This window comes from Streptomyces sp. NBC_00503, from assembly GCF_036346895.1.
In the GTDB taxonomy this organism is placed as follows: Bacteria; Actinomycetota; Actinomycetes; order Streptomycetales; family Streptomycetaceae; genus Streptomyces.
In genome coordinates, this window is the sequence record NZ_CP107855.1 from 5,391,018 (window position 1) to 5,415,877 (window position 24,860).

Annotated in this window: 21 protein-coding genes; 11 read left to right on the forward strand and 10 right to left on the reverse strand. The window is 72.3% G+C overall.

The window, feature by feature from the left end; all coding sequences use genetic code 11:
- Positions 1 to 151 precede the first annotated feature (151 nt).
- Positions 152 to 781 (forward strand): CGNR zinc finger domain-containing protein, encoded by a 630-nt coding sequence (locus OG490_RS25150; RefSeq protein ID WP_330298540.1) that lies wholly within the window; start codon positions 152 to 154, stop codon positions 779 to 781.
- Here the strand turns inward: OG490_RS25150 and sodX are convergent.
- Positions 685 to 1,167 carry a nickel-type superoxide dismutase maturation protease gene (gene sodX, locus OG490_RS25155; RefSeq protein ID WP_443065977.1) on the reverse strand — a complete coding sequence of 161 codons (483 nt, stop codon included), beginning with the start codon at positions 1,165 to 1,167 and terminating at the stop codon, positions 685 to 687. The two genes, OG490_RS25150 and sodX, sit on opposite strands and share 97 nt — an antisense overlap.
- A gap of 206 nt (positions 1,168 to 1,373) precedes the next feature.
- Between sodX and sodN the strand changes: the two genes are divergently transcribed.
- Positions 1,374 to 1,769 (forward strand): superoxide dismutase, Ni, encoded by a 396-nt coding sequence (sodN, locus tag OG490_RS25160; RefSeq protein ID WP_330298542.1) that lies wholly within the window; start codon positions 1,374 to 1,376, stop codon positions 1,767 to 1,769.
- Between the two features lie 103 nt (positions 1,770 to 1,872).
- On the opposite strand, the gene OG490_RS25165 is transcribed toward sodN, so the two are convergent.
- The gene (locus OG490_RS25165) at positions 1,873 to 2,061 is read right to left on the reverse strand and encodes a DUF6104 family protein (protein ID WP_330298543.1); all 189 of its coding nucleotides are present in this window, start codon (positions 2,059 to 2,061) and stop codon (positions 1,873 to 1,875) included.
- A 139-nt stretch (positions 2,062 to 2,200) separates the two neighbouring features.
- Here OG490_RS25165 and OG490_RS25170 point away from each other — a divergent pair, with 139 nt between their 5' ends.
- Entirely contained in the window at positions 2,201 to 3,421 is a 1,221-nt protein-coding gene (locus tag OG490_RS25170; protein ID WP_330298544.1) for an aKG-HExxH-type peptide beta-hydroxylase, read from the forward strand.
- A gap of 200 nt (positions 3,422 to 3,621) precedes the next feature.
- Here the strand turns inward: OG490_RS25170 and OG490_RS25175 are convergent, their stop codons facing one another.
- The 4 genes from OG490_RS25175 to OG490_RS25190 form a co-directional block, all read right to left on the reverse strand.
- Positions 3,622 to 7,515 (reverse strand): multifunctional oxoglutarate decarboxylase/oxoglutarate dehydrogenase thiamine pyrophosphate-binding subunit/dihydrolipoyllysine-residue succinyltransferase subunit, encoded by a 3,894-nt coding sequence (locus tag OG490_RS25175; RefSeq protein ID WP_330298545.1) that lies wholly within the window; start codon positions 7,513 to 7,515, stop codon positions 3,622 to 3,624.
- Between the two features lie 258 nt (positions 7,516 to 7,773).
- Positions 7,774 to 8,826 (reverse strand): HAMP domain-containing sensor histidine kinase, encoded by a 1,053-nt coding sequence (locus tag OG490_RS25180; RefSeq protein WP_330301059.1) that lies wholly within the window; start codon positions 8,824 to 8,826, stop codon positions 7,774 to 7,776.
- A 62-nt stretch (positions 8,827 to 8,888) separates the two neighbouring features.
- The gene (locus OG490_RS25185; RefSeq protein ID WP_330298546.1) at positions 8,889 to 9,632 is read right to left on the reverse strand and encodes a response regulator transcription factor; all 744 of its coding nucleotides are present in this window, start codon (positions 9,630 to 9,632) and stop codon (positions 8,889 to 8,891) included.
- Positions 9,633 to 9,814: 182 nt separating this feature from the next.
- Positions 9,815 to 11,614 (reverse strand): glycoside hydrolase family 3 protein, encoded by a 1,800-nt coding sequence (locus tag OG490_RS25190; RefSeq protein WP_330298547.1) that lies wholly within the window; start codon positions 11,612 to 11,614, stop codon positions 9,815 to 9,817.
- Positions 11,615 to 11,901: 287 nt separating this feature from the next.
- On the opposite strand from OG490_RS25190, the gene OG490_RS25195 reads away from it, so the two are divergent.
- The gene (locus OG490_RS25195) at positions 11,902 to 13,110 is read left to right on the forward strand and encodes an RNA-guided endonuclease InsQ/TnpB family protein (RefSeq protein WP_330301060.1); all 1,209 of its coding nucleotides are present in this window, start codon (positions 11,902 to 11,904) and stop codon (positions 13,108 to 13,110) included.
- A 12-nt stretch (positions 13,111 to 13,122) separates the two neighbouring features.
- Here the strand turns inward: OG490_RS25195 and OG490_RS25200 are convergent, their stop codons facing one another.
- Positions 13,123 to 14,409, reverse strand: a complete 1,287-nt coding sequence (locus OG490_RS25200) for an MFS transporter (RefSeq protein ID WP_330298548.1) — start codon at positions 14,407 to 14,409, stop codon at positions 13,123 to 13,125.
- Positions 14,410 to 14,560: 151 nt separating this feature from the next.
- On the opposite strand from OG490_RS25200, the gene OG490_RS25205 reads away from it, so the two are divergent.
- Positions 14,561 to 15,259, forward strand: a complete 699-nt coding sequence (locus tag OG490_RS25205) for a TetR/AcrR family transcriptional regulator (protein WP_330298549.1) — start codon at positions 14,561 to 14,563, stop codon at positions 15,257 to 15,259.
- A gap of 52 nt (positions 15,260 to 15,311) precedes the next feature.
- On the opposite strand, the gene OG490_RS25210 is transcribed toward OG490_RS25205, so the two are convergent.
- Entirely contained in the window at positions 15,312 to 15,929 is a 618-nt protein-coding gene (locus OG490_RS25210) for a hypothetical protein (protein ID WP_330298550.1), read from the reverse strand.
- Between the two features lie 195 nt (positions 15,930 to 16,124).
- On the opposite strand from OG490_RS25210, the gene OG490_RS25215 reads away from it, so the two are divergent.
- The 4 genes from OG490_RS25215 (at position 16,125) to OG490_RS25230 (ending at position 19,930) form a co-directional block, all read left to right on the forward strand.
- A complete protein-coding gene (locus OG490_RS25215; protein WP_330298551.1) occupies positions 16,125 to 17,567 on the forward strand; it encodes a hypothetical protein in 1,443 nt (480 codons plus the stop codon).
- 100 nt (positions 17,568 to 17,667) lie between these two features.
- A complete protein-coding gene (locus tag OG490_RS25220) occupies positions 17,668 to 18,075 on the forward strand; it encodes a hypothetical protein (RefSeq protein ID WP_330301061.1) in 408 nt (135 codons plus the stop codon).
- A gap of 124 nt (positions 18,076 to 18,199) precedes the next feature.
- Entirely contained in the window at positions 18,200 to 19,069 is an 870-nt protein-coding gene (locus tag OG490_RS25225; RefSeq protein WP_330298552.1) for a sulfurtransferase, read from the forward strand.
- Positions 19,070 to 19,174: 105 nt separating this feature from the next.
- Positions 19,175 to 19,930, forward strand: coding sequence for a DUF4097 family beta strand repeat-containing protein (locus OG490_RS25230; protein ID WP_330298553.1), 756 nt, complete (start codon positions 19,175 to 19,177; stop codon positions 19,928 to 19,930).
- An 87-nt stretch (positions 19,931 to 20,017) separates the two neighbouring features.
- Here OG490_RS25230 and OG490_RS25235 read toward each other — a convergent pair whose 3' ends face one another.
- The gene (locus tag OG490_RS25235; protein ID WP_330298554.1) at positions 20,018 to 20,428 is read right to left on the reverse strand and encodes a DUF4259 domain-containing protein; all 411 of its coding nucleotides are present in this window, start codon (positions 20,426 to 20,428) and stop codon (positions 20,018 to 20,020) included.
- A gap of 205 nt (positions 20,429 to 20,633) precedes the next feature.
- On the opposite strand from OG490_RS25235, the gene lon reads away from it, so the two are divergent.
- Together lon and OG490_RS25245 are read left to right on the forward strand one after the other, a co-directional pair.
- On the forward strand, positions 20,634 to 23,030 hold the full coding sequence (gene lon, locus OG490_RS25240) for an endopeptidase La (protein ID WP_330298555.1): 2,397 nt from the start codon (positions 20,634 to 20,636) through the stop codon (positions 23,028 to 23,030).
- 77 nt (positions 23,031 to 23,107) lie between these two features.
- Positions 23,108 to 23,593 (forward strand): MarR family winged helix-turn-helix transcriptional regulator, encoded by a 486-nt coding sequence (locus OG490_RS25245; RefSeq protein ID WP_371619797.1) that lies wholly within the window; start codon positions 23,108 to 23,110, stop codon positions 23,591 to 23,593.
- Positions 23,594 to 23,674: 81 nt separating this feature from the next.
- Here the strand turns inward: OG490_RS25245 and OG490_RS25250 are convergent, their stop codons facing one another.
- Positions 23,675 to 24,448, reverse strand: a complete 774-nt coding sequence (locus OG490_RS25250; protein ID WP_330298557.1) for a hypothetical protein — start codon at positions 24,446 to 24,448, stop codon at positions 23,675 to 23,677.
- Positions 24,449 to 24,860: the final 412 nt, after the last annotated feature.

Consider the following 24,860-nt stretch of genomic DNA (forward strand, 5'->3'; position numbering starts at 1 on the left):
GCCAGTCGGGCGATGTCGTATCGGAGCGTGCGGTATCGGATCCTGCCGTACCGGAGCGTGCGGTTTCCGCCACGAAGTCCTCCATGCGTAATACCCTCGTACCTATCTCAGCCGTTACCGCGAGACTAATCCGCAGCCGTAAGGACTACAAGTGGAATTGGCCCATTACTCGGACTACGCCGTGCGCCTGGTCAACACCGAGGAGCCGGCCCGCAACAAGGACTCGCTGACCTCCGTGGACGCCGTCCGCGCGCTCTTCGGCGCCAGCGTGCAGATGGCCCGCCGCGTCACGGACGGCGACGTCACCCGCTTCCGCAACGTCCGCGGCCGGCTGCGCAGCGTCTTCGAGGCCGCCGACGGCGGAGACCACGTCCTCGCCGTCGACCTGCTGAACTCCCTGCTCATGGAGTTCCCCGTCAGCCCCCAGGTCTCCGGCCACGAGACGCTCGGCGAGGCCGGCGGCCCCGACTGGCACATCCACCTGGCCGACCACCCCTCCAACGCCTCCGCCGGCTACGCCGCGATCGCGTGCTTCGGGCTGGCCTTCCACCTCACCGAGCACGGCCCGGACCGGCTCGGCCTCTGCCAGGCGGCGCCCTGCCGCAACGCCTACCTGGACACCTCCACCAACCGCTCCCGGCGCTACTGCTCCGACCGGTGCGCCACCCGCGCCAACGTCGCCGCCTACCGGGCCCGCAAGCGGCTGGAGGCCGAGGAGTCCGCCCGCAGCGGACGCAGCGCCGAGGCCGCCCAGGAGAGCCACGCCCTCAGCGAGCGCTGATCCTGCGCCGCGTGCTCCGGCCGCGGGCGGGGCCTGAAGCGCGCCACCGCGGTCGCCAGCACCAGCTCGTCGGGGACCGGCCCGTAGTCCGTGCTGTCGCCCGTCTCGTTGTACGGGTTGTCGCCCAGCACCCACCAGCCGCCCGGCCGCCGCTCCGCCACCCGCTTGACGACCAGCAGGTCCTGCTGGAACGGGTGGCGCAGCACCACCACGTGGCCCCGCCGCACCGGGGCCCCGTACCGGACCACCACCTGGTCCCCGTTCTCCAGCGTCGGAGCCATCGAAGGCCCCTGCACCGCCACGACACCGATCTGCCTGAGCGGCGACTTCCACTCCCGCGTCCCCCGGCGCGAGCGCGCGCTCCTCGACATGCGCGACCCCGACATGCGCGACCCCGACATACCCGACCTCCTCGCCCGGCTCGCCGGGTCTCGTCCCACCTCGCATGCTGCCGCACGCGTCCGTACATTCGCTCACCGCCCCGGGGAGCGCCCTGGACTTTTGTCCCAACCGCATGGGGGCGGCCGCGAAAACGTCTCTCTCACGGAGTAATCTCCCCCTTGAGAAGACGATCACGAGGAGGACAAACCCCATGCTTTCCCGCCTGTTCGCCCCCAAGGCCACGGTCTCCGCCCACTGCGACCTGCCGTGCGGCGTGTACGACCCTGCCCAGGCCCGCATCGAGGCCGAGTCCGTCAAGGCCGTGCAGGAGAAGTACCAGGCCAACGACGACGCCGACTTCCGCGCGCGCGCCATCACCATCAAGGAGCAGCGCGCCGAGCTCGCCAAGCACCACGTCTCGGTGCTGTGGAGCGACTACTTCAAGCCGCCGCACTTCGAGAAGTACCCGCAGCTGCACGCGCTGGTCAACGACACCCTGAAGGCCCTCTCGGCCGCCAAGGCGTCGAACGACCCGGCGACCGGCGCCAAGGCGCTGGAGCTCATCGCCGAGATCGACCGCATCTTCTGGGAGACCAAGGCCGCCTGATCGCGACCTAGTCCTCCTTGTCCCCAGGGACGATGACGAAGGGGCCCGACCGCATCAGCGGTCGGGCCCCTTCGTCATGGAGCGGGAGCGGCGAGGGCCGTTTTCACGCGTCCTCGTCGTCGTCCTCGTCGTCCAGGCGCGCCAGCCAGGTGGCCAGGCGTTCCACCGGGACCTCGAAGTCCGGGTTCAGGTCGACGAAGGTGCGCAGCTGCTCGGCGAGCCACTCGAAGGTGACCTCCTCCTCGCCGCGCCGCTTCGCCAGCTCCTCGATGCCGCGATCGGTGAAGTACAAGTCGGGCTCCGTGCGGTGGTGGGGTGTTTCCCGCCAGGATAATCCGCCCGGTGCCCGGGGGCGGACTTGACCGCTTTCCGCCGTTCGTGGAGCTCGTCCCCAGGGCAGGGATGGAGGGTCCACGGCTGGAGGTGAGGCGATGAGGCACCCGGAGCCGATCGACGGGGTGCTGCGGGCGCTCGGGTCCACCGAGCCGTCCGCCGAGGGGACCCGGCTGGTGTGCGGCATACGGCGGGACCGGCGGCTGGGGCTGCTCCAGGAGGTGCGCGAAGCCGTACCCGGGGGAGAGGCCGCCGAGCACTGGGCCCTGCTCGACGAAGCCGAGCGGTGCGACCCCGCGGCCGCCGCCGACGTGGTGCAGTATCCGGCCACCGGGACATGGGCCGAGGAGACGCTGCGCCGGCTGCACGCCCCGTACGGGCCACCGGCCGACCTCGGGCACCTCGGGGCGCTCGCCGCCGCCGCGGCCCTGCGCGCCGGGATCGGCTTCAAAGTCACCCTGCGGGCCCCGAACGGCCGCCTCGTCCTGCCCACGCTCGGACTGCTGCGCCCGACCCGCCCCGGCCCGCTCGCCCTCACCGAGCACTCCTGGGACCCCGGCGACCCGGCGGTGCTGCCCCTGCACGCACTGCCCGACGGGCACACCGCGCTCGACGACCTCGACCCCTACCGGGCCACGGCGGCCGTCCCCGCCGCCCGCCGGCTCACCCCCAAGGGGCACAAGCGCTGGGACACCCAGTGGTCGGGCGCCCTGACCCTGCTGCACCGCTACGACGCCGCCCGCGCGGAGGAGACCGGCCGACTGCTGCGCTCCGTCGTCCCGCTGTCCGGCAGCGCCCGGCCGTCCGGCGGGACCCTGCCCGCGGCACAGGGATCCGTACTGGCGCGGGCGCAGCCGCCGCCCACGCTGGCCGCGGCCCTCGTCCACGAGGTGCAGCACGGGAAACTGGCCGCGCTGGCCGGGGCGTTCCCGCTGCACACCGCCGATCGCGCCGCGAGGTACTGGGCCCCCTGGCGGGCCGATCCGCGGCCGCTGGAGGGGATCCTGCGGGGCGCGTACGCGCACTTGGCACTGGCGGGGTACTGGCAGCGCGCCGCGCTCTACGGGGCCAGGGGGGCGTGGGCGCAGCACGCGCGGATCCGCAGCCAGGTGGCGGTGGTCCTGCCGGTCCTGGTGTCCTGCCCGGAACTCACCGCCGGGGGCCGGGTGTTCGTGGACGCAATGGCTGCGGCCGAGCGGGGCATGGACGGGGTGCCGGCGCCGGGGGGTCGGTACGCGGTGGCTCGCGGGGCGGTGGAGCGGGAGCGGCTGGACTGGTGTGCGGCGCATCCGAACCTGGCCTCGTACACGGTCGGCTGACGCTTCGGGGCCGCTGCGCGGGGCAGTGTCCCCTACCCGCCCTTCCACCGTTCCCCGGGCTCTGCCCAGACCCGCGCCTCAAACGCCGGCGGGGCTGGATTTTGCCCGGTGGGGCTGGAAGCAGCCACGGAATTGCCGGAAGGCCCGGCTCCCCGTGAGGGGGGGGCCGGGCCTTCCGTCGTGCTGGCCGAGCGCAGCGGTTACGCCTCGAAGACCTCGTTCAGCAGGAGCTGCTGCTCCGCCTGGTGGCGCTTCGCGGAGCCGACCGCCGGGGACGAGCCGTGCGGGCGGGAGATGCGCCGCAGGCGCTCGCCGGCCGGGATGTCCGCGCCGACCGCCAGGTCGAGGTGGTCGATCAGGTTGAGGGCGATGAAGGGCCACGCGCCCTGGTTCGCCGGCTCTTCCTGGGCCCAGATGTACTTCGCCGCGTTCGGGAACTTGGCGATCTCCGCCTGGAGCTCCGCACCCGGGAGGGGGTACAGGCGCTCGATGCGCAGGATCGCGGTGTCGGTGATACCGCGCTTCTCGCGCTCGGCTTCGAGGTCGTAGTAGACCTTGCCCGCGCAGAACACGACCTTGCGGACCGCGTTCGGGTCGACGGTGGAGTCGCCGATGACCGGGCGGAACCCGCCGGTCGTGAACTCCTCGGCCTTCGACGCCGCCGCCTTCAGACGCAGCATCGACTTCGGGGTGAAGACGATGAGCGGCTTGTGGTGCGGGTTGTGGACCTGCCACCGCAGGAGGTGGAAGTAGTTCGACGGGAGCGTCGGCATCGCGACCGTCATGTTGTCCTGCGCGCACATCTGCAGGAAGCGCTCCGGGCGGGCGGACGAGTGGTCCGGGCCCTGGCCCTCGTAGCCGTGCGGGAGCAGGAGCGTGACGCCGGACGTCTGGCCCCACTTCTGCTCGGCCGAGGAGATGAACTCGTCGACGACGGTCTGCGCGCCGTTGACGAAGTCGCCGAACTGGGCCTCCCAGAGGACCAGCGCGTCCGGGCGGGCCAGCGAGTAGCCGTACTCGAAGCCCATGGCCGCGTACTCGGAGAGCAGCGAGTCGTAGACGTTGTAGCGGGCCTGGTCGTCCGACAGGTAGAGGAGCGGGGTGTAGTCCTCGCCCGTCTCCCGGTCGATGAGGACCGCGTGGCGCTGGCCGAAGGTGCCGCGGCGGGAGTCCTGACCGGACAGCCGGACCGGGGTGCCCTCCATCAGCAGCGAGCCGAAGGCGAGGGTCTCGCCCATGCCCCAGTCGATGGTGCCCTCGTCGATCATCGCCGCGCGGCGCTGCAGCTGCGGCAGCAGGCGCGGGTGGACGGTGACGCCCTCGGGGATGGTGACCTGGGACTCGGCGATCCGCTTGACGACGTCCTGCGAGATCGCGGTGTTCACGGTGACCGGGAACTCCTGCGCGACCTGGACGGGCGCGACCGGGGCGACCGCGGGCTGCGTGGCGGCCTCGCGGACCTCCGCGAAGACCTTCTCCAGCTGGCCCTGGAAGTCCTGGAGCGCCTGCTCCGCCTCTTCCAGGGTGATGTCGCCGCGACCGATGAGGGACTCGGTGTACAGCTTGCGCACCGAGCGCTTCTTGTCGATCAGGTCGTACATCAGCGGCTGCGTGAACGCCGGGTTGTCGGACTCGTTGTGCCCGCGGCGGCGGTAGCAGATGAGGTCGATGACCACGTCCTTGTTGAACGCCTGACGGAACTCGAAGGCCAGGCGCGCGATGCGGACCACGGCCTCCGGGTCGTCGCCGTTCACGTGGAAGATCGGCGCCTCGATCATGCGGGCCACGTCGGTCGCGTACATCGAGGAACGCGAGGACTCCGGGGCGGCGGTGAAGCCGACCTGGTTGTTGATGACCACGTGCACGGTGCCGCCGGTGCGGTAGCCGCGCAGCTGCGACATGTTCAGCGTCTCGGCGACGACGCCCTGGCCCGCGAAGGCCGCGTCGCCGTGCAGGGCGACGGGCAGGACCGTGAAGTCCGTGCCGCCCTTGTTGATGATGTCCTGCTTGGCGCGGACCACGCCCTCCAGGACGGGGTCCACCGCCTCCAGGTGCGAGGGGTTGGCGACGAGCGAGACCTTGATCTGCTCCCCGTCCAGGCCCGTGAAGGTGCCGTTGGCGCCCAGGTGGTACTTGACGTCGCCGGAGCCGTGCATGGACTTCGGGTCGAGGTTGCCCTCGAACTCGCGGAAGATCTGCGCGTACGACTTGCCGACGATGTTCGCGAGGACGTTCAGGCGGCCGCGGTGGGCCATGCCGATCGCGACCTCTTCGAGGCGGGCCTCGGCGGCCGAGTCGATGACGGCGTCGAGCAGCGGGATGACGGACTCGCCGCCCTCCAGGGAGAAGCGCTTCTGGCCGACGTACTTCGTCTGCAGGAAGGTCTCGAAGGCCTCCGCCGCGTTCAGGCGGCGCAGGATCCGCAGCTGCTCCTCGCGCTCCGGCTTGGAGTGCGGGCGCTCGATGCGGTCCTGGATCCAGCGGCGCTGCTTGGGGTCCTGGATGTGCATGAACTCGACGCCGGTGGTGCGGCAGTACGAGTCGCGCAGCACGCCGAGGATGTCGCGCAGCTTCATCATCGACTTGCCGGAGAAGCCGCCGACCGCGAACTCGCGCTCCAGGTCCCACAGGGTGAGGCCGTGCTCGGTGATGTCGAGGTCGGGGTGCTTGCGCTGCTTGTACTCCAGCGGGTCCGTGTCGGCCATGACGTGGCCGCGCACCCGGTAGGAGTGGATCAGCTCGAAGACGCGGGCGGCCTTCGTGACGTCGTCGTCGTGCGAGGCGTCGATGTCCCGGAGCCAGCGGACCGGCTCGTACGGGATGCGCAGCGCCTCGAAGACGTCGTCGTAGAAGCCGCTCTCGCCGAGCAGCATGTTCGCGACGATGCGCAGGAACTCGCCGGAGGCCGCGCCCTGGATGACCCGGTGGTCGTAGGTCGACGTCAGGGTCATGACCTTGGAGATGGCCAGCTTGTTCAGGGTGTCCTGGGAGGTGCCCTGGAACTCGGCCGGGTAGTCCATCGAGCCGACGCCCATGATGACCGACTGTCCGGGCATCAGGCGCGGCACGGAGTGGACGGTGCCCAGGCCGCCGGGGTTGGTGAGGGAGACCGTCACCCCGGTGAAGTCGTCCATCGTCAGCTTGCCGACGCGGGCGCGGCGGACGATGTCCTCGTACGCCTGCCAGAACTCGAAGAAGTTGAGGGTCTCGGCCTTCTTGATGCCGGCGACGACGAGCTGGCGGTCGCCGTTCGGCTTCACCAGGTCGATCGCGAGGCCGAAGTTGATGTGCTCCGGCTTGACCAGGGTCGGCTTGCCGTCCTTCTCCGCGAAGGAGTAGTTCATCGACGGCATGGCCTTGATGGCCTGCACCATCGCGTAGCCGATGAGGTGGGTGAAGGAGATCTTCCCGCCCCGGGCGCGCTTCAGGTGGTTGTTGATGACGATGCGGTTGTCGAACAGCAGCTTCACCGGGACGGCGCGGACGGAGGTGGCCGTCGGCACTTCGAGGGAGGCGTTCATGTTCTTGACCACGGCAGCCGCCGGGCCGCGGAGCGTCACCAGTGCGGGGCCTGCGGGGGCCTCGGTGGCGGGCGCGGCCTTCTGGGCGGCTACGGAAGTGGGAGCGGCGGCGGGAGCCGGAGCCTGAGGGGCGGGGGCAGCCGGTGCGGCGGCGGCCGGGGCCTGGGAGGTGACAGTCACAGCAGGGGCACCAGAGGGGGTGGCAGGTACAGGGGCAGGTGCTGACACAGGCGTCGTGGGCGCGGCGGCAGAAGGTGGCGTGGCACTCACCGGGGCGGCGTCGGAGGCCTGCGGGTTCTGCACGACGGAGGTGGCGGCCTGTGCGGAGGCGCCATCCGTCGTCGGCGTGGACTTCTTCGGCTCTTCGGCCTTCACGGGGGCGATGGCGCCCCCGGGCTTGTAGTCGGCGAAGAAGTCCCACCAGGCCCGGTCGACAGAATTCGGGTCCTGGAGGTACTGCTGGTAGATCTCGTCGACGAGCCACTCATTCGCGCCGAAGCCTGGAGCGGGGTTCTTCCCGCCCTCTGATGCTTCGGTCGTGGTGCTCGAGTTACTGGGGGACTGTGGCGACACGGCGGCAACCGCCCTCTTCCGCTTCACAAGGTATGGACAGCGGGAATAAAGGCTACGCCTCCCGGGCCGTGTGATGCAGACCGGGCGGGACTTCCGTCGCGTAGGTCACACCGAACGGCGGGTTTCACCGCTTGAAATGGCGGGAAACAAGCGTGGTTCGGGCAGGAGGCACCGCGGTTGCGACCCCCTAGGCCTCGCACCCCTGACGGACCCCGGTATGTGTGGCCGAGATCATGTCCTTCCCACCAGAACCCTACGTCAACCCGGCGCCTGTGAGCTGCCCGGAAGCGTGACGAGGATGCGGCAGCCCCGTGACGATTCGGCCACCCCGATGTGCCCGCCGTGCAGCCCGACCGCCCAGCGGGCGATGGCCAGGCCCAGCCCGGTCCCGCCGTCACCACCCCGGGCACTGCCCCGGTTGAACCGCTCGAAGACCCGGTGGCGCTCCTCCTCCGGAATTCCCGGACCCTCGTCCCGGACCTCCAGGGCCAGGCTCCCGGGCGCGTCGCCGGCTCGCGCGCGGACCGTGACCCGGCCGTGCGGCGGGCTGTGCTTGACCGCGTTGTCGATCAGGTTCGCCACCACCTGGTGCAGCCGCTCGGCGTCCGCGTACGCCGCCAGGTCGGTCGGGAACACGTCGAGGTGGAGGTGGACGTCGTTGCGGGTGTGCCCGCCCGAGCCGGAGGAGAGCCCCGGCCGGCCGGACGCCGCCAGCCCCGATTCCTTCAGCACCCCCGAGAGGTACGGCCACACCTCGAAGCGGCGGGCCCGCAGCGGCACCACCCCGTTGTCCACGCGGGACAGGTCCAGCAGGGTCTCCACCAGCCGGCCGAGCCGCTCGGTCTGTTTCAGCGCCGTCCGCATCGTCTCCGGATCGGCGGCGGAGACCCCGTCGACCACGTTCTCCAGTACCGCCCGCAGGGCCGCGATCGGGGTGCGCAGCTCGTGCGAGACGTTGGCGACGAGCTCCTTGCGGTGCCGGTCCACCGCCTCCAGGTCGTCCGCCATCAGATTGATGGTGGAGGCCAGGTCGCCCAGCTCGTCGCGGCGGCCCGCCCCGCGCACCCGGCGCGTGTAGTCCCCGTGGGATATCGCACGCGCCACGGTGGTCATGTCGTCCAGCGGAGCCGTCAGGCTGTGCGCCACGAACTGGGTGATCAGCATCGAGGCGATCACCGAGAACACCGTGATGAAGCGGACCTCGGTGGCGGTGCGCATCGCCACCATCAGCAGACCCGTGGTGATGAAGACCGACACCACGACGAGCGTGCCCAGCTTGGTCTTGATCGAAAACGGTGAGAAGGGCCGCAGCCCCCCGGTGCCGGCACCGGCTCCACCGGAGCGGCTGACGCCGCGCTCCCCGCCGGGGCGGCTCACGGCTGCGCCGGGGTCTCCAGGGCGTACCCGACGCCGTGGACCGTACGGATCCGCTCGGCGCCGATCTTCCGGCGCAGGGCCTTGATGTGGCTGTCGACGGTACGGGTCCCCGAAGCGTCGGCCCAGTCCCAGACCTCGGCCAGCAACTGCTCCCGTGAGAGCACCGCCCGAGGGGTCCCCGCCAGGCACACCAGCAGGTCGAACTCGGTCGGCGTCAGGTGCACGTCCTCCGTGTGCACCCGTACCCGGCGCTGCGCGTGGTCGATCTCCAGATCGCCCAGGCGCAGCGTGGCCCCGCGCGGAGCGTGCGCGGCCAGCGTGGCCCGCTCCACCCTTCGCAGCAGTACGTGGACCCGCGCGGCCAGCTCGCGCATCGAGAAGGGCTTCGTCATGTAGTCGTCGGCGCCGACCCCGAGCCCGACCAGCATGTCGGTCTCGTCGTCCCGGGCGGTGAGCATCAGCACCGGGACCGGCCGCTGCGCCTGGACCCGGCGGCAGACCTCCAGGCCGTCGAAGCCCGGCAGCATCACGTCGAGCACGAGCAGCTCCGGCAGCCAGCTCTCGGCCGCGGCGACCGCGGCCGGGCCGTCGGCGGCCGTCTGCACCTGGAAGCCCTCGGCGCGCAGCCGGGCCGCGATGGCCTCGGCGATGGTGTGGTCGTCCTCGACGACGAGCACCCGGCGCTGCGCGCCGGGGGTGGCCGCGGCGCCGTTGTGGGTGGTGGTGTGCGTCTGTTCCATGTCCCGCCCCTGAAGATCCCGCGTGGATAGGGGTGCAGCGTAGAGGAGCGGCTGGCCTCCGGCTATGACGGGTTCAACAGGGGGTTCCGCTTCGAACGCCGGCGTGGCTGGAAATTCCAGCCACGCCGGCGATTGAGGCGCGGAGTCCGGGGCAGAGGGGAGAGGGGGCAGGCCCCGCAGGGTCAGAGGCGCAGCCCGTGCCCGTACGGGAACACGGGATCGACCGTGTCGTTCGGGACGTCCGGGCGGGATGCCGCCACGGCTTCCATCGAGCGCGGGAGCTCGAAGGGCAGGCGCCCCTCGGCCACCGCCCGCCCGAAGGCCACGTCCAGCAGCGCGGCGTCCGAAGCACCGTAATCCGCGATCAGCGCCGCCGCCCGCTCCGCGATCTCGGGGATCACCGCGGCCCGCTCCAGGTTGATGCAGACCAGGGTGGGCACGGTGTCCAGGAGGGCCAGGATCTCCGTGAGCTCCGGCTCGGGGAAGGCCAGCGAACCCGAGTGGAAGAAGGACTCGAAGATGTTCGTGCGGGGCTCGTGCGGGGTGCGCAGCCGCAGCACGGCCAGGTCCGCCCCGGCCGGGTCGGACACGAGGTCCCCGTACCCGGCGGCGACGGCCTCGTCCACGCCCTTGACGTACAGCTTCGGCCTGGCGGAGGCGGAGGCGGAGGCGGCGGGGCCGGAGGTGACGGGGAGGATCCCGCCGGTGTTGGTCAGGACCGTCAGAGAGCGCCGCTGGGCCGCCGCGCCGGCCGCCGCGAAGTCGGCCCGGCCGACCGTCTCGGCCGCCGCGTCCGGGTCCACGTACGGGTTCTCGAACAGGCCGAGGACGAACTTCTCGCGCAGCAGCCGCCGTACCGACTCGTCGATGCGGGACTCGGGGATCCGGCCCGAGCGGACCAGCTCCACGATGACCTCGGGGCACTGCTCGCCGCCGAACTGGTCCGAACCCGCCTCCAGCGAACGCGCCGTCCGCTCGGCGGTGGACAGGTGCTCCAGGCCCCAGGCGCGGGCCGGGTGCTTCTCGCCGAAGATCGTCGAGTCCGTGAGCAGGCCCCAGTCGGTGCAGACGATGCCCTGGAAGCCGAGCTCCTCGCGGAGCAGGCCGGTGACGACGCCCTTGTTGAAGCCGAAGCCGACCTCTTCCCAGTCGGTGCCGATGGGCTGGCCGTAGTACGGCATCATCTGCGAGCAGCCGGCCGCGATGGCCGCCTTGAACGGCTCCAGGTGGTGCTCGCGCAGCCCGCCCGGGTAGATCTGCTCCTTGCCGTGCGCGAAGTGCGGGTCCTCGCCGTCCTTCTGCGGGCCACCGCCCGGGAAGTGCTTGACCATCGCGGAGACCGAGCCCGCGCCCAGCTCCTCGCCCTGCAGACCCCGTACGTACGCCTGGACCAGTTCGCCCGTCAGCTTCGCGTCCGAACCGAAGGTGCCCGACTGGCGCGCCCAGCGGGGTTCGGTCGCCAGGTCTATCTGCGGGTGCAGGGCGACGCGGAAACCGACGGAGAGGTACTCGCGGCGCATGATGTCGGCGAAGGCGAAGACCAGCTCCGGGTCGCCGATCGCGGCGAGGCCGATGGCCTCGGGCCAGGCGGAGAAGGCGCCGGCGTTGAAGGAGGCGCCGACGTTGTCGGTGAAGGAGTGCCGCGGGTCGGTGGAGAGGGTCACCGGGATGCCGAGGCGGGTGGCGGCGGCCATCTCCTGGACGGCGTTCTGCCACATCGCCATCTCGCGGGCGCCGTAGGAGCCGAGGAGGTTGAAGTGGGTGAGGAAGCGGCCCTCGATCAGCTCGGGAGTGGTGAACGGGAGGATCGAGCCGTCGGTCTCGGTGACCGGGGTGCCGTCCGGGTTCATCATCAGCATCGAGTGGAAGAGCTGGCCGGCCTTCTCCTCCAGGGTCATCCGGGACAGCAGGTCCTCGACGCGCCGGTCGACGGGGAGCGCGGAGTCCTTGTAGGCGGGCAGGCCGTGGGAGGCGGTGGTCATGGGCTGGCTCCTGAGAGGGGTGGATGGGAGTGCCGCGGAGTCGGGTGCGGTGCCGGTCGCGGGGGCTGTCGGGGGTGCAGTCGCGGGGCCGTTCGCCACGCCGCAGGAGCTGGACCGGGGAGCGGTCACCTGATTTCTCCCAGGGTGCCCCGGGCTTCAGCCCGGTGAGGAATGGGTCCTTGACTCGGAGCCGCGATGCGGCGGAGCGCACTGCGCATCTGTTGTGGTCTGCACTTTCCTGGATTGTCAGTGGCCTCGTTTAGGTTGCTGACGTGACGAGAGCGCGGATGGCTGGGGATGCCGGGTATGTCCGGTACACCTACAGGCTTCGCGTGCCTTCCTCTGCCCGTGCCGCTCTGGATGCGGAGTGGGCGCGGTGCCGGTGGATTTGGAACGAGTGCTGCGCCCAGTCGAAGAAGGCTGGTGCCGCGGGCGAGGAGTGTGGTCCGGCGCGGCTGGACAGGATGCTGACGGGGGCCCGCAGCGTGAACGGGTGGCTGCGTGAGGGCAGCAGCGTTCCGCAGCAGCAGCTCATCCGGGACTTCGGCAAGTCCCGCGCCAAGGCGCTCAAGGACATCAAGGCCCGGTTGCCGGTGCGGCAGCGGGCCGGGATGCCGAAGTACAAGAAGAAGGCCAAGGCGGATCCGAGCCTCAACTACACCCAGCGCGGCTTCCGCATCAAGGACGGCCGCCTGCATCTTGCGGGCGGCATCATCCTGACGGTGGTGTGGTCCCGCGATCTCCCGGCGGACCCGTCGTCTGTGCGGATCTATCGTGACGGCCTCGGCCATTGGTACGCCTCCTTCGTCGTCCCCGCCGAAGTGCAGCCGCTCCCGGAGACGGGCGCGGTGATCGGGATCGACTGGGGTGTGCGGGAGACCGCGACCACCACCAGCGACGCCCACGACCTCCGGTACCCCGCGCACGGCAAGAAGGCGGCCGCCGGACTCGCCCGCTATCAGCGGATGATGGCCCGCCGGAAACCGGCGAAGGGCAAGTCGGGCTCGAGGGGCTACCGCGAGGCTAAGAAGCTGACGGCGAAGCTCCACAAGAAGGTGGCCCGGCAGCGGCAGGACACCGGTCGCAAGTGGGCCAAGTCCGTAGTCCGCGACCACGATGTGCTGGCGGTGGAGGACTTCCAGCCGAAGTTCCTTGCCAAGTCGACCATGGCGCGGAAGGCGGCAGACGCGGCGATTGGCGGCGCTAAGAGGGCCCTGATCGAGATGGCCCGTAAGCACGGGCGCATCGTGCACCTTGTCCATCCCGCGCACACCACTATGGATTGCGCGCAGTGCGGAGCGAGAACCAAGCACGCACTACCTCTCTCAGAACGTTCCTACACCTGCACCGTGTGTGGAGCCGTGTCCCCCCGGGACAAGAACTCCGCCCGCGTGATGCTGGTCCGGGCTGGTCTCAACCCGGCTGGTGTCGATCTTGTAAGACCTGTGCGCCCGCCGGGCCGCAGGCGAAGTGAGCCAGGAATCCCCTCCCCTTAGGGAGGGGAGGATTCAATTGACCGAGCGGATCAGCTGGACGAGCCCCGCACCGACGGCCGCCGCGATGCCGCCGAAGAGGAAGAGGGCTCCGTAGTTGCCCCCTCCGCCGATGGCGAGGACGAAGGGCGCGAGCATCGGGACGAGCGACTGGGGGAGGGCGTTGGCGATGTTGAGCACGCCCATGTCCTTGGCGGCGCTCGCGGGGTCGGGCAGCACGGCGGCGGCCAGCGCCACGTCGACCGCGAGGTAGAGGCCCTCGCCGAAGCCGAAGACGGCTACGGCGAAGAGGAACATCCCGAAGGTGCCGGCGGTGGCGATCAGCAACAGGCCGACGCCGATGACGAAGGCGGAGGCGAGCACGAAGGGCTTGCGGCGGCCGGTGGAGTCGGAGAGCCAGCCGCCCGCGAGGGAGCCGACGACCACGCCGCCGACGGTGACCAGGGTGGTGGTGAACATCTTCGAGGCGACGTCGCCCTCGGCGACCCCGAGGCGGTCCATCAGGAAGTACACCTGGTAGCTGGTCACGCAGGCGATGCCGATGAAGACCAGGAACCGGCTCGCGAAGTTCCAGGCGTAGTCCGGGTTCTTGCGCGGGTTGACCCAGAAGCTGTGCAGGAATTCCCTGAAGCTGTACGGGGCCACGGACGCGGCGCACGCCGGCCGGTCGGGCATCACCGAGGCCAGGACGCAGACCCCGAGGACGCCGACGACGGCGGGGACGATGAAGGCCAGCGCCATGTTGTCGGTGAAGACCTGTGCGAGGAAGCTGCCCGCGACCATCGAGACGGACAGCATCATGCCGACCATGCCCGAGACCCGGCCGCGCTGGTGGTCCGGGATCAGGTCCGGGATGCAGGCGGTGACCATGCACAGGGCGGCGTTGCAGCCGAGCTGCGCGATGGCCCAGCCGATGAGCAGCGTGGGCACGCTGGAGCCGAGGCCGACCACCGTCAGGCCGACGGCGGCGACCGCCATGCCGCCGACGAGCCAGGGGCGGCGGCGGCCGAAGCGGCTGGTGGTGCGGTCGGAGAGGGCGCCGAAGAGCGGGTTGCCGATGAGGGCGAGGAGCGCGCCGACGGAGAGGACCTTGCCGAGGGCGGCGCCGCGTTCGGCCTCGGGGACGATCTGGGCGACGCGCAGGGCCAGGGTCACGACGATCGGCGTGAAGACGGCGATGCAGATGCCGAGCTGAGCGGCGACCAAGCCGAAGATCAGCTTGGCGGGTGCGTCGGCGGGGGTGGCCTGATCCGGCCGGTCTTCGGTTCGGTGTGTGCCTCTGGCGTCCTGCGTGAGCGTCATGGGGTACTCCAGCGTTCCCGCGATCGGCCTCGTCGCCGACCCGGCATTTTCACCGTAAGCGCGAAAACCATGCACCTACTAGGTTTTGGTTTGGTGACCTGGGTCACTCTCCCGGCGTGGCCGAAAACGCACTGCGTCTAGGGTGGTCGGCATGGCACAGGACAAGGGCCGAACGGCACAGGACAAGGACCGAACGGCCCCGGACGCGGCCCCGAAGGCGCCGTCGGCGCGGGGTCGGGGCAGCTACGCGGTCGGCGACGCCCGCCGCCAGAAGATCCTCGACACCTCGGTCGAGCACTTCGCGCAATGGGGCTTCCACGCCTCCTCGCTCGCCCGGATCGCCAACGACTGCGGGATCACCCAGGGCGGCCTGCTGCACCACTTCCGCAGCAAGGAGGACCTGCTGCTGTCGGTCCTGGGCCAGAGCGAGCAGCACGACATGGACCGGCTCTTCGCCGAACCCGCCGAGGACGTCCCCTCGGTCGCCGCCCACTTCGCGGCCGTCGTCGCCCTCGCGGAGGACAACGCCCGCCGGCCCGGCCTCGTACGGATGTTCAACACGCTGGTCGGGGAGTCCGGGAACCCGGGCCACCCCGCGCACGACTACTTCCGCCGCCGCTACGCACGGGTCCTCGGCTACAGCGTCGACCTGCTGGAAGCGGGCGTAGCGCGCGGCGAACTGCGGCCCGGGACGGACTGCGAGGCCGTCTGCCGGGAGACCCTCGCGGTGATGGACGGCTTCCAGATCCAGTGGGTCCTGGATCCGGAGGGCGTGGACATGGCAGCCCTGCTGCGCGGGTACCTGGACCGGCGGCTACGGGAGATCACGGTGGCGGGGACGGGGCTGTAGCGGCGCGGCCAGGTCGTCTCTTTCGGACCCGGCAAGATCCGAAAGAGTCGGCCTAGCGCGGGTCGAAGGGCGGCAGGGCGCCCAGGACCTTCGACAACGGGGCCGGGAGCGTGGTCTGGGCCGCGGCGACCTCGTAGCCGCCGTACGCGAAGGCGTACGTGAACGCGTCGGCCACGGGCCGGTCGGGCATCGAGATCCGGGGGAGGTGGGCGAAGTCCGCCTCCTGGAGGGCGGTCCGCAGCTTCGCCAGGGCCGCCGCCGAGAGCTTGTCCCCGGAGACCGCCTTGGCCTGGGCGTCGAGCCGCAGGAACGATCCGTCGCCCTTGATGACCAGACTGCTCGTCTGCCCCTTCATGCCCCCGCTCCGGGTGACCGTGACCAGGGTCGCGGTGGAGGAGGGCCCCGAGGCGCTGGGGGCGGGAGCGGGCACGGAGCCGCCGGCCGAGGGCTGCGGGGTGGTGCCGGTCCCGCCGGTGCCCGCGCCCGAGCCCGTCGCGCTCGGGTCCGGGCTCCCGCCCGGGGTGGCCGTGGGCGCTCCGGAGCCGCCGCCCGGGCCCGGGGTCAGGACCTGGCCCGACGGGGTCGCCTTCGGGCCGGCCCCGTCCTTCGACCCGTCGGAGGAACACCCGGTCAGGGCCGGTGCAAGGGCCAGTGCCACGGTCGCGGCCACCAGACCGACTCGCCATCCACGTGCTCGCACGTCCCACCCCCGCAGGTATTCGGCTCGAACCCCGAGTATGGAGTCGGCACCACCCGTACGGATAGCACCCGGAGGCCCGACATCCGCCGCTTCGCCCTCTGGCGCTGGCTGCCGCCGCTCACCGCCCTCGCGCTCGGCCTCTGGGGCCTCCCGCGCGGCGGCTCGATGTGGCGCGACGAGTCCGTCACCTGGCAGGTCGCACACCGCCCGCTCGGTGCGCTGTGGGAACTCCTCGGCCAGGTCGACGCCGTTCACGGCCTCTACTACCTGCTGATGCACGCGGTCTTCGCGGTGACGGGCGGCGGCGCGGACGAGGCCTCCGCCGGCCTGTGGGCGCTGCGCCTGCCCTCCGTGGCCGCCACCGCCCTGGCCGCGGCCGGGGTGGCCGCGGTGGCACACCGGCTGGCGGTGCGGCGGGCGCCGGGGGACGGGCCGTCCGGGGACGGGCTGCCTGCGGACCGCCTGTCCGGAGGCCGGCCGCCTGCGGACCAGCCGTCCCGGGGCCGGCCCGCCGTGGAACGGGGCGCCGCGGAACGGGCCGCGCTGTTCGCCGGGGTCGGGTACGCCGTGCTGCCGCCCGTGCAGATGTACGCCCAGGAGGGGCGCTCGTACGCCCTCGTCGCCGCGGCCGTGATCTGGGCGACGTACCTGATGCTGCGCGAGCGGTGGGTCGGCTACGCCGTGGTCCTGGTGCTGGGGTGCTGGCTGCACGAGTTCGCCGTACTGGCCCTGCCCGCGCACGCCTTCACCGCGTGGCGTTCGCGCGGCTGGCGGTGGAGCGCCGCCGCCGTCGTGGCCGGGCTGCTGCCGCTCGCGCTGGTCAGCGCACGGCAGGCGCAGCAGCAGCTGGGCTGGCTCGGCCGGCCCGGCTGGCAGGACTGGGCGGCCTACGGGGTGCTCGCGGCGGCGGTGCTGCTCCTGGTGCCGCGCCGGGCGACGCCGGCCGCCGCGGCCGCGCGGGACCTCGTACGCGTGGCCCTGCCGCTGGCGCTGCTGCCGCCCGGGGTGCTGCTCGCGGTCTCGCTGGTGCACCCCTGGTACGTGGACCGGTACGTCCTCTACTCGCTCGCCGGTCCCGCCCTCCTCGCGGGGACCCGGCTGGCGCAGGTGCGGCGGCCGGTGCGGGCCCGGGACCGGTGGCCCTGGCTTGTGGCCGTGGTGCTCCTGGTCCCGGTGGGGTTCTGGTCCGCGTGGCTGCGTACCCCGGAGAGCCGCAAGGACGACGCGCTCGCCGTGGCGGCGGCGGTGCGGGAGCGGGCCCGGCCGGGCGACGCGGTGCTCTTCATGCCCGCACGGCGGCGCGAATGGCTGCTGTCCTCGCCGGAGGTCTACGGGTCCCTGCGCGACCCGGCCCTGGCCCGCACCCCGGCGGCTTCGCGGAGCCTCCAGGGGGTGGAGCGGACCGCGCAGGAGATCCGCGAGGCCCTGCTCGACCCCGCCACCGAACGGGTGGTGGCCCTGCTGGACCCGTCGGGCCAACCGCTGGACGGGGACCCGGCGGAGGCGGTGAAACGGCAGACCCTGGTCTCCTCCTTCGACCTGTGCTCGGTGACGGAGGTCCGCGGCGCCCGAGTGGCCCTCTTCGCCAGGCCGGGCGGCTGCCGGTAGGCGTAGCCGCGGGGGCCGTTCCGTAGCCGTCCGCCGCGTCCGCCTAGGCCCCAGATCCGATCTTCTTCGCGGGGCGTGAGACCGTCTGGTCGTGCCGGAGATGACGGGTGGGCTGGAGTCGGCCTTGGGCGAGGCGTCGTCCCCTTCGTGGATACGACGTGCCCGCGCCGGGCGTGATCTGGCCGCCTTCGCCGATGTTCCGGAAGCTGCGGGCGCGCTGGTGGGGCTGCTGCTGGACGCCCAGGACATCGCGGTGACGCGGCAGACGGCGGAGGCCCTGGCCCGAACGGGGACGGCGGCCGCGGTGCGGCTCATCGCTCTCGCGGTGGTCGAGGCCGACGGAGACCAGGCCGACTGGCTGCAGACCGGGGTGCATGACGCGTGCGAGGGACCGGACGGCCTGCCGGACGTCGCCGCGGCCTGCGGGAAGCTCGCCCGCGACCAGGAGGGGGCCGTCCGTCGGGGTGCCGCGGAGATCTCGGCCTGGACGGCCGGCACGGTCCGTTGACCCCAACCGGGCTGCCCGTGGGCCCGGTCGGCCGCCCGCCCCGGCAACTCGCGAAGCCTCGTAGGAGGATGGGGCGGAAGGGGCCGGCGGGGTGAGGCCCGTTGGCTTCTTCCGGAGGTGTCGTATGAGCGCGGTCCGTTCCCACTCCCTGGTGCCGCCCGGCCCGTTGGTCGGCGTCGACTGGCTCGCCGAGCGCCTCGGGGCCCCCGGGCTGGTCGTCTTCGACGCCTCCGTCGGCGCTCACCGCGACGGCGGCCGCTGCATCCCCGGCGCCCGGCCCTTCGACCTCGACGGCGATCTGTCCGACCACACCGCCGCCGCCCCGCACACCATGCCGGGCGCCGAGGCCTTCGCCGGGGCCATGCGCGCCCTCGGGGTCGACGAGGACAGCACCGTCGTCGCGTACGACGGCGCCGGGATCTACTCCAGCGCCCGCGCCTGGTGGATGCTGCGCGCCATGGGCTTCGACCGGGTCGCCGTCCTCGACGGCGGGCTCCCCGCGTGGCTCGCCGCCGGACGGCCGGTGGAGGAGCGCGCGGCGGCGTACGAGGGCCCCCGCGGCTCCTTCGCCGCCCGCCCCCGCACCGGGCTCCTGGTGGACGCCGCCACCGTCTCGGCGGCCCTGGCCGATCCGGCCGCCGCCGTGCTCGACGCCCGCACCCGCGAGCGCTTCGCGGGCACCGCCCCCGAACCCCGCCCGGGCCTGCGCGGCGGCCACATGCCGGGAGCGCTCAGCCTGCCGTTCGGGGAACTCCAGGACGCCGACGGCCTGATGCGCCCCGCAGCGGAGCTCCGCGAGGCGATCGGGGCGGTGGCGGGGGACCGGGAGCAGCTCTACTTCAGCTGCGGATCCGGGGTCACGGCCTGCGTCCTCGCCCTCGGCGCGGACCTCGCCGGGTACGGGCGGCTCGCGGTGTACGACGGCTCCTGGAGCGAATGGGGCATGCCGTCACCGGACCGGCCGGTGGTGACGGGGGCCGGGGCCGGTTCGTAGGGGTTCCGCGGGTCCCGCTTCCGCCGGTCCCGGGGGATAACCCCACCGGGATCCGGGCGTGGCCCCCATGGCCGCCGCACCCGGTCCGCGGGGACGATCGTCCTCATGACCCTGACTGCTCGTACCGCCGTCACCTCGACCGCCGTCGCCCTCGCCGCGGGCCTGTTCCTCACCGGCTGCTCCTTCTCCCTCTCCCTGGGCCCGGAGAAGAAGGCGGCCTCCGACACCACCGTCGCGGAGGCCGTCACCGCGGTCCAAGTGCCGGACGCGCACAGCGGCGACATCGAGGTCACCGTCGGTTCCGGGCCGGGTGTCGTCGTCCACCGCACCGTGCGCTACCACGGCGACACGAAGCCCGAGCCCGCCCAGCGGGTCTCGGGGGGAGTGCTGACCCTCACCAACGGGGACTGCTCGGGCAGGTGCGCCGTCGACTACCGCCTCGAGGTGCCGGCCTCCGCCAAGGTCGAACTCCACAGCGACAGCGGGGACATCACGGTGGCCGGGGTGGCCGCGGCCGACCTGGTGACCTCCTCCGGCGAGGTCAAGGCCGACGGGATCGCCGGGCCGCTGAAGGTGCGTACCTCCTCCGGCGACATCTCCGCCGGGAACCTGGCCGGCCAGACCGTGGAGGCCCGCTCCGATTCCGGCGCCGTCGACCTGGCCTTCTCGAAGGCTCCTGCCTCGGTCACGGTGGACTCCACCTCGGGCGACGCGAAGCTGAAGGTCCCTTCGGCCCCGTACCGGGTCGAGATCTCCACCGATTCGGGCGATCGCAAGGTCACCGTCCCCACCGACCCGGCGGCCCCGGCCCGCCTGTCGGTGAAGACGAACTCGGGCGACATCCAGATCTCGGCGGCCTGAGGCCGGCAGCGCACCGAGGCACGGCACCGGACGACGCGGGCTCGACCGACAAGATCCGAAAGAGACGGCCGAGCCCTACGTCCGTACCTACGCCTGCTGCGGTGCGAGGACGGCCCGGAGTTCACCGATGCCGGCCCGCCAGGGCCCGGGCCGTTCCGCCTCCTCCCAGAGCTCCATGAGCTCGGAGGGCTCGGTGACCACCCGGTCGAGGGCCCTGACGGCGAACGCGCGCAGGTCGCCGGAGAGCCGGGGCAGGGGCAGGTCCGGGCCGTAGGGGGTGGTGACGGGCGTGCCGCCGGGGCACTGTGCGGCAACCAGCGCGGCCGCGGCGACCGCCTGCACGGCGATGTCCTGGTCGAGGTAGTCGAGCGTGTCGATCGCTTCCCCGAGAGCGCTGCGGATGCGGGCCTCGCGCTCGTTCTCCGGCGCGTCGTCGAGGTCTCCGCAGAAGTCCGCGGCGGTGTCGTTGTCGAAGGGGCCGACGTCCCAGGTACCCATGTTCTTCTCCCGCTCGTGGTGATGTCCGCGGATCGTCGCAGGGGCCACTGACAACGCCGTCGGCCCCCGGTCCCGGCTACCGGGCCCCTGGAGCGGACGGCTGCCCCAACCCCTGTTCGCCCCCGGCGAACGGGGGTTGGGGAACATTGGGGCGCGCACGTGCATTGAGTCGGCATAGCTCAACTTCACTGCCGGAGGGAAGATCATGGCTTCGACGTCCGTAACGCTCACCCTGCCCGTGCTGCCGCTCGACGACGAGGTCGTGCTGCCTGGAATGGTCGTACCGCTGGACCTGACCGACTCCGAGGCCCGCGCGGCCGTGGAGGCGGCTCAGGCTGCCGCCGGGAGCGGGAAGCCGCGGGTGCTGCTCGTGCCGCGGGTCGACGGGAAGTACACCGGGACCGGGGTGCTGGGCACCGTGGAGCAGGTGGGACGGCTGTCGGACGGGGACCCGGGGGCGCTGATCCGGGGGCGCGGGCGGGTCCGTATCGGGGCCGGGACCACCGGGCCCGGGGCTGCGCTCTGGGTCGAGGGCGAGACCGTGGACGAGAGCGTCCCCGATCCGCTGCCCGGGGCCGTCACCGAGCTGGTCAAGGAGTACAAGGCGCTCGCCACCAGCTGGCTCAAGAAGCGCGGGGCCTGGCAGGTCGTCGACCGGGTGCAGCAGATCGAAGGGGTCTCGGCGCTCGCCGACAACTCCGGGTACTCGCCCTTCCTGAGCACGGCCCAGAAGGTGGAGCTCCTGGAGACCGCCGACCCGATCGCGCGGCTCAAGCTCGCGGTGAAGGCGCTCAGCGACCACCTCGCCGAACAGGACGTCGCCGAGTCCATCGCCAAGGACGTCCAGGACGGGGTCGACAAGCAGCAGCGGGAGTTCCTGCTCAAGCGCCAGCTGGAGGCCGTCCGCAAGGAACTGCGCGAGCTCGGCGGCGAGAAGGAGGGCGAGGAGTCCGACGACTACCGGGTCCGCGTCGAGGCCGCCGACCTGCCCGAGAAGGTACGGGAGGCCGCGCTCAAGGAGGTCGAGAAGCTGGAGCGTTCCAGCGACCAGTCCCCCGAGGGCTCCTGGATCCGCACCTGGCTGGACACCGTGCTCGAACTGCCCTGGAACGAGCGGACCGAGGACGAGTACGACATCCGCGGCGCCCGCGCCGTCCTGGACGCCGAGCACGCCGGGCTGGGCGACGTGAAGGACCGGATCACCGAGTACCTCGCGGTGCGCAAGCGCCGCTCCGAGCGCGGGATGGGCGTCGTCGGCGGCCGCCGCGGCGGGGCCGTGCTGGCGCTCGTAGGCCCTCCGGGGGTCGGCAAGACCTCCCTCGGGGAGTCGGTGGCCCACGCCATGGGCCGCAAGTTCGTCCGCGTCGCGCTGGGCGGAGTACGCGACGAGGCCGAGATCCGCGGCCACCGGCGTACGTACGTGGGCGCGCTGCCCGGCCGGATCGTCCGGGCCATCAAGGAGGCCGGCTCCATGAACCCGGTCGTCCTGCTCGACGAGATCGACAAGGTCGGCTCCGACTTCCGCGGGGACCCGGCGGCCGCGCTGCTGGAGGTGCTCGACCCCGCCCAGAACCACACCTTCCGGGACCACTACCTGGAGGTGGAACTGGACCTGAGCGATGTGGTGTTCCTGGCCACCGCGAACGTCCTGGAGGCCATCCCCGAGGCCCTGGCCGACCGCATGGAGCTGGTGCGCCTCGACGGCTACACCGAGGACGAGAAGGTGGTCATCGCCCGCGACCACCTGCTGCCCCGCCAGCTGGAGCGCGCCGGCCTCGGCGCGGAGGAAGTGGTCCTGGAGGACGAGGCGCTGCGCAAGCTGGCCGGGGAGTACACCCGCGAGGCGGGCGTACGCACCCTGGAGCGCTCCCTCGCCCGCCTGCTGCGCAAGGTGGCATCCCAGCACGAACTCGGAGAGCGCGAGCTGCCGGTGCGGATCGGGTCCGGCGAGCTGCGGGCGCTGATCGGGCGGCCGCACCACGTACCGGAGTCCGCGCAGGATCCGGCCGAGCGGCGCACCGCCGTGCCCGGCGTGGCCACCGGCCTCGCCGTGACCGGGGCGGGCGGGGACGTGCTGTTCGTGGAGGCCTCGCTGGCCGATCCCGAGACGGGCGCGGCCGGGCTCACGCTGACCGGGCAGCTCGGCGACGTGATGAAGGAGTCGGCGCAGATCGCGCTCAGCTTCCTGCGCTCGCACGGCGCGGAGCTGGAGCTCCCGGTCGCCGACCTGAAGGACCGGGGCGTGCACATCCACTTCCCGGCGGGCGCGGTGCCCAAGGACGGCCCGAGCGCGGGCGTCACGATGACCACGGCGCTGGCCTCGCTGCTGTCCGGGCGGCAGGTCCGCACGGACGTGGCGATGACGGGCGAGGTCTCGCTGACCGGGCGGGTGCTGCCCATCGGCGGGGTCAAGCAGAAGCTGCTGGCCGCGCACCGGGCCGGGCTGACCACCGTCATCATCCCCAAGCGCAACGAGGCCGACCTGGACGACGTCCCGGCCGAGGTGTTGGAGGGGCTGGAGGTGCACCCGGTGACGGATGTCCGCCAGGTCCTGGCGCTGGCCCTGGTCCCCGACGCGGTCACGGTGACCGCGGTCGCCTGATCCGCCCCACCCCGACGAAAGGCCCGAGGGCCCGGGATTCCGCCGACCGGCGGGGCCCCGGGCCCTCGGCGTACCCGCTGCGAAATACTGGTGGCCCACACACCACCGAAGGAGCGGGACACGTGCACGGGAGCGAAGACCAGGAGTTCCTTGCCCTGGAGCGGGAGCTGTCCGTCTTCCTCCGGCGCGCCCGCGCCTCGTCCGGGGAGATGGCGCGCGAGCTGCACCCGGAGCTGGAACCGGCCGCGTACGGGCTCCTCGTCCGCCTGGAGGCCGCCGGCCGGCAGCGGGCGACCGAGCTGGCCGGGTACTTCGGGGTCGGCAAGGCCACGATGAGCCGGCAGCTGCGGGCGCTGGAGGTGCTGGGCCTGGTGGCCCGCGAACCGGACCCGGCGGACGGCCGCGCCTTCCTGGTCGGGCTCACGGACGAGGGCCGGGAACGCTTCCTGCGGGTCCGCGACGCCCGGCGCGAGCAGTACATGCGCAAGCTCGCGGACTGGGACCGCGGCGAGGTCGCGGAGCTGGCCCGGCTGCTGAACCAGCTGAACGCGGGCGTGGAGTAGGGGAGCAGGGGAGGAGCCGGGCGGGGGCGGGAGCGGCTCGCCGCCACCCCAGGCCGCCGCCGCCCCCTCCCCGTCCGCCCCCTACAGCTCCGCGTAAGCCGCCGAGGCGTCGTCGTGCCGTTTGCCGCGGCCGTGCTGCCGGGCGGGGTCCGTCTCCAGGGTCCGGACGCGGTCGATCAGGGACTGGGCGCCCTCCTTGCGCAGCACGGCCAGGCACTCGGCCCAGTCGCCCTCCCCGAAGGTGTCCGTCCACCGGCTCGCCCCGTCCGTGAGCGCCGCCACCGCCCGGACCTCGGCGCGGGGCGTGCGCCCGGTCACCGCGCGGGCGGCCACCGCCGGGTCCGCGGCGGCCGTGAAGAAACCGCCCTCCGCGTTGCGCAGCAGGTCCGCCGAGGCGTTCGTACGCAGCTGCTCGCGCGGGATGCGGTCCAGCCGGTCGTCGAGGACCGCGCGCACCTCGCCGCCGGGCGCCTGGAGGAGGAGTACGGAGTCCGAGAGCACCAGGTGTTCGACGCAGGACTCGTCCCAGCGGACGATGACCACCGTCGCCTGCGGAGTGCGGACGTGAGAAAGGTCACAGGTTTCGCGGTGGGCGTCGGCGGTGGCGGCGATGGACTCCGCGAGGACCCGGTCGAGCGGCATGTCCCGCCGCGATCCGGACAGTTCGGTCAATCGGCCGCCGAGCCGGGCCGCGAACCAGGGGACTCCGTGCACGCATCCGACCTCGCCCGGTGGCGGGGTGACCCCGTCGAGGGCGACCAGGACTCCGCCGCCCGACGCGGGTATCGCGGCCGACAGCCAGTCCTCGTTGGGGCGTTCCGGATCGCCGGGGGCGGAAGAGAGGTCGATGCGCATACGGACATTCTGCCCGTGCGAGGTGCCGGAGGGGCGGGACGGGTCGGGGCGAGTGCGGACCAAAGCGGTGCGGGTGGGGCGGGAGGGAATCCCCGGGCCCAGTGGGGTGACCGTCGGTATGTGGGCGGGCATCCTGCCAAAAGCCGCATCGATCTTTCAACCACCCGTCCACGGCGGGGCTCTGACGCCGGTTCGCCGAGTTGGCCGCCAACTCGTCCGTGATGTTCACTCCTTCGTGTGGCCGGGTGGGTGATGTGCGGCCCGCTTCCCGGGGCACTGCGAAGGTCTGAGGCGGTACGGCGGCACAGCAGCGCGAGACGACAGGGGCGGGGGGCGTTTACTTGTTGACCGGCCGTTACCTCGGCCACACGAGTAGACGAGCACGAGCAGCACACGTACAGGATTGCGAGCA

Bases quoted from the DNA above. Each gene is read 5' to 3' on its own strand.
- sodX (WP_443065977.1), bottom strand. From the start codon at position 1,167: ATGTCGGGGTCGCGCATGTCGAGGAGCGCGCGCTCGCGCCGGGGGACG.
- sodN (WP_330298542.1), top strand. From the start codon at position 1,374: ATGCTTTCCCGCCTGTTCGCCCCCAAGGCCACGGTCTCCGCCCACTGC.
- OG490_RS25170 (WP_330298544.1), top strand. From the start codon at position 2,201: ATGAGGCACCCGGAGCCGATCGACGGGGTGCTGCGGGCGCTCGGGTCC.
- OG490_RS25185 (WP_330298546.1), bottom strand. From the start codon at position 9,632: ATGGAACAGACGCACACCACCACCCACAACGGCGCCGCGGCCACCCCC.
- OG490_RS25190 (WP_330298547.1), bottom strand. From the start codon at position 11,614: ATGACCACCGCCTCCCACGGCCTGCCCGCCTACAAGGACTCCGCGCTC.
- OG490_RS25195 (WP_330301060.1), top strand. From the start codon at position 11,902: ATGGCTGGGGATGCCGGGTATGTCCGGTACACCTACAGGCTTCGCGTG.
- OG490_RS25200 (WP_330298548.1), bottom strand. From the start codon at position 14,409: ATGACGCTCACGCAGGACGCCAGAGGCACACACCGAACCGAAGACCGG.
- OG490_RS25205 (WP_330298549.1), top strand. From the start codon at position 14,561: ATGGCACAGGACAAGGGCCGAACGGCACAGGACAAGGACCGAACGGCC.
- OG490_RS25215 (WP_330298551.1), top strand. From the start codon at position 16,125: ATGTGGCGCGACGAGTCCGTCACCTGGCAGGTCGCACACCGCCCGCTC.
- OG490_RS25220 (WP_330301061.1), top strand. From the start codon at position 17,668: ATGACGGGTGGGCTGGAGTCGGCCTTGGGCGAGGCGTCGTCCCCTTCG.
- OG490_RS25225 (WP_330298552.1), top strand. From the start codon at position 18,200: ATGAGCGCGGTCCGTTCCCACTCCCTGGTGCCGCCCGGCCCGTTGGTC.
- OG490_RS25230 (WP_330298553.1), top strand. From the start codon at position 19,175: ATGACCCTGACTGCTCGTACCGCCGTCACCTCGACCGCCGTCGCCCTC.
- OG490_RS25235 (WP_330298554.1), bottom strand. From the start codon at position 20,428: ATGGGTACCTGGGACGTCGGCCCCTTCGACAACGACACCGCCGCGGAC.
- lon (WP_330298555.1), top strand. From the start codon at position 20,634: ATGGCTTCGACGTCCGTAACGCTCACCCTGCCCGTGCTGCCGCTCGAC.
- OG490_RS25250 (WP_330298557.1), bottom strand. From the start codon at position 24,448: ATGCGCATCGACCTCTCTTCCGCCCCCGGCGATCCGGAACGCCCCAAC.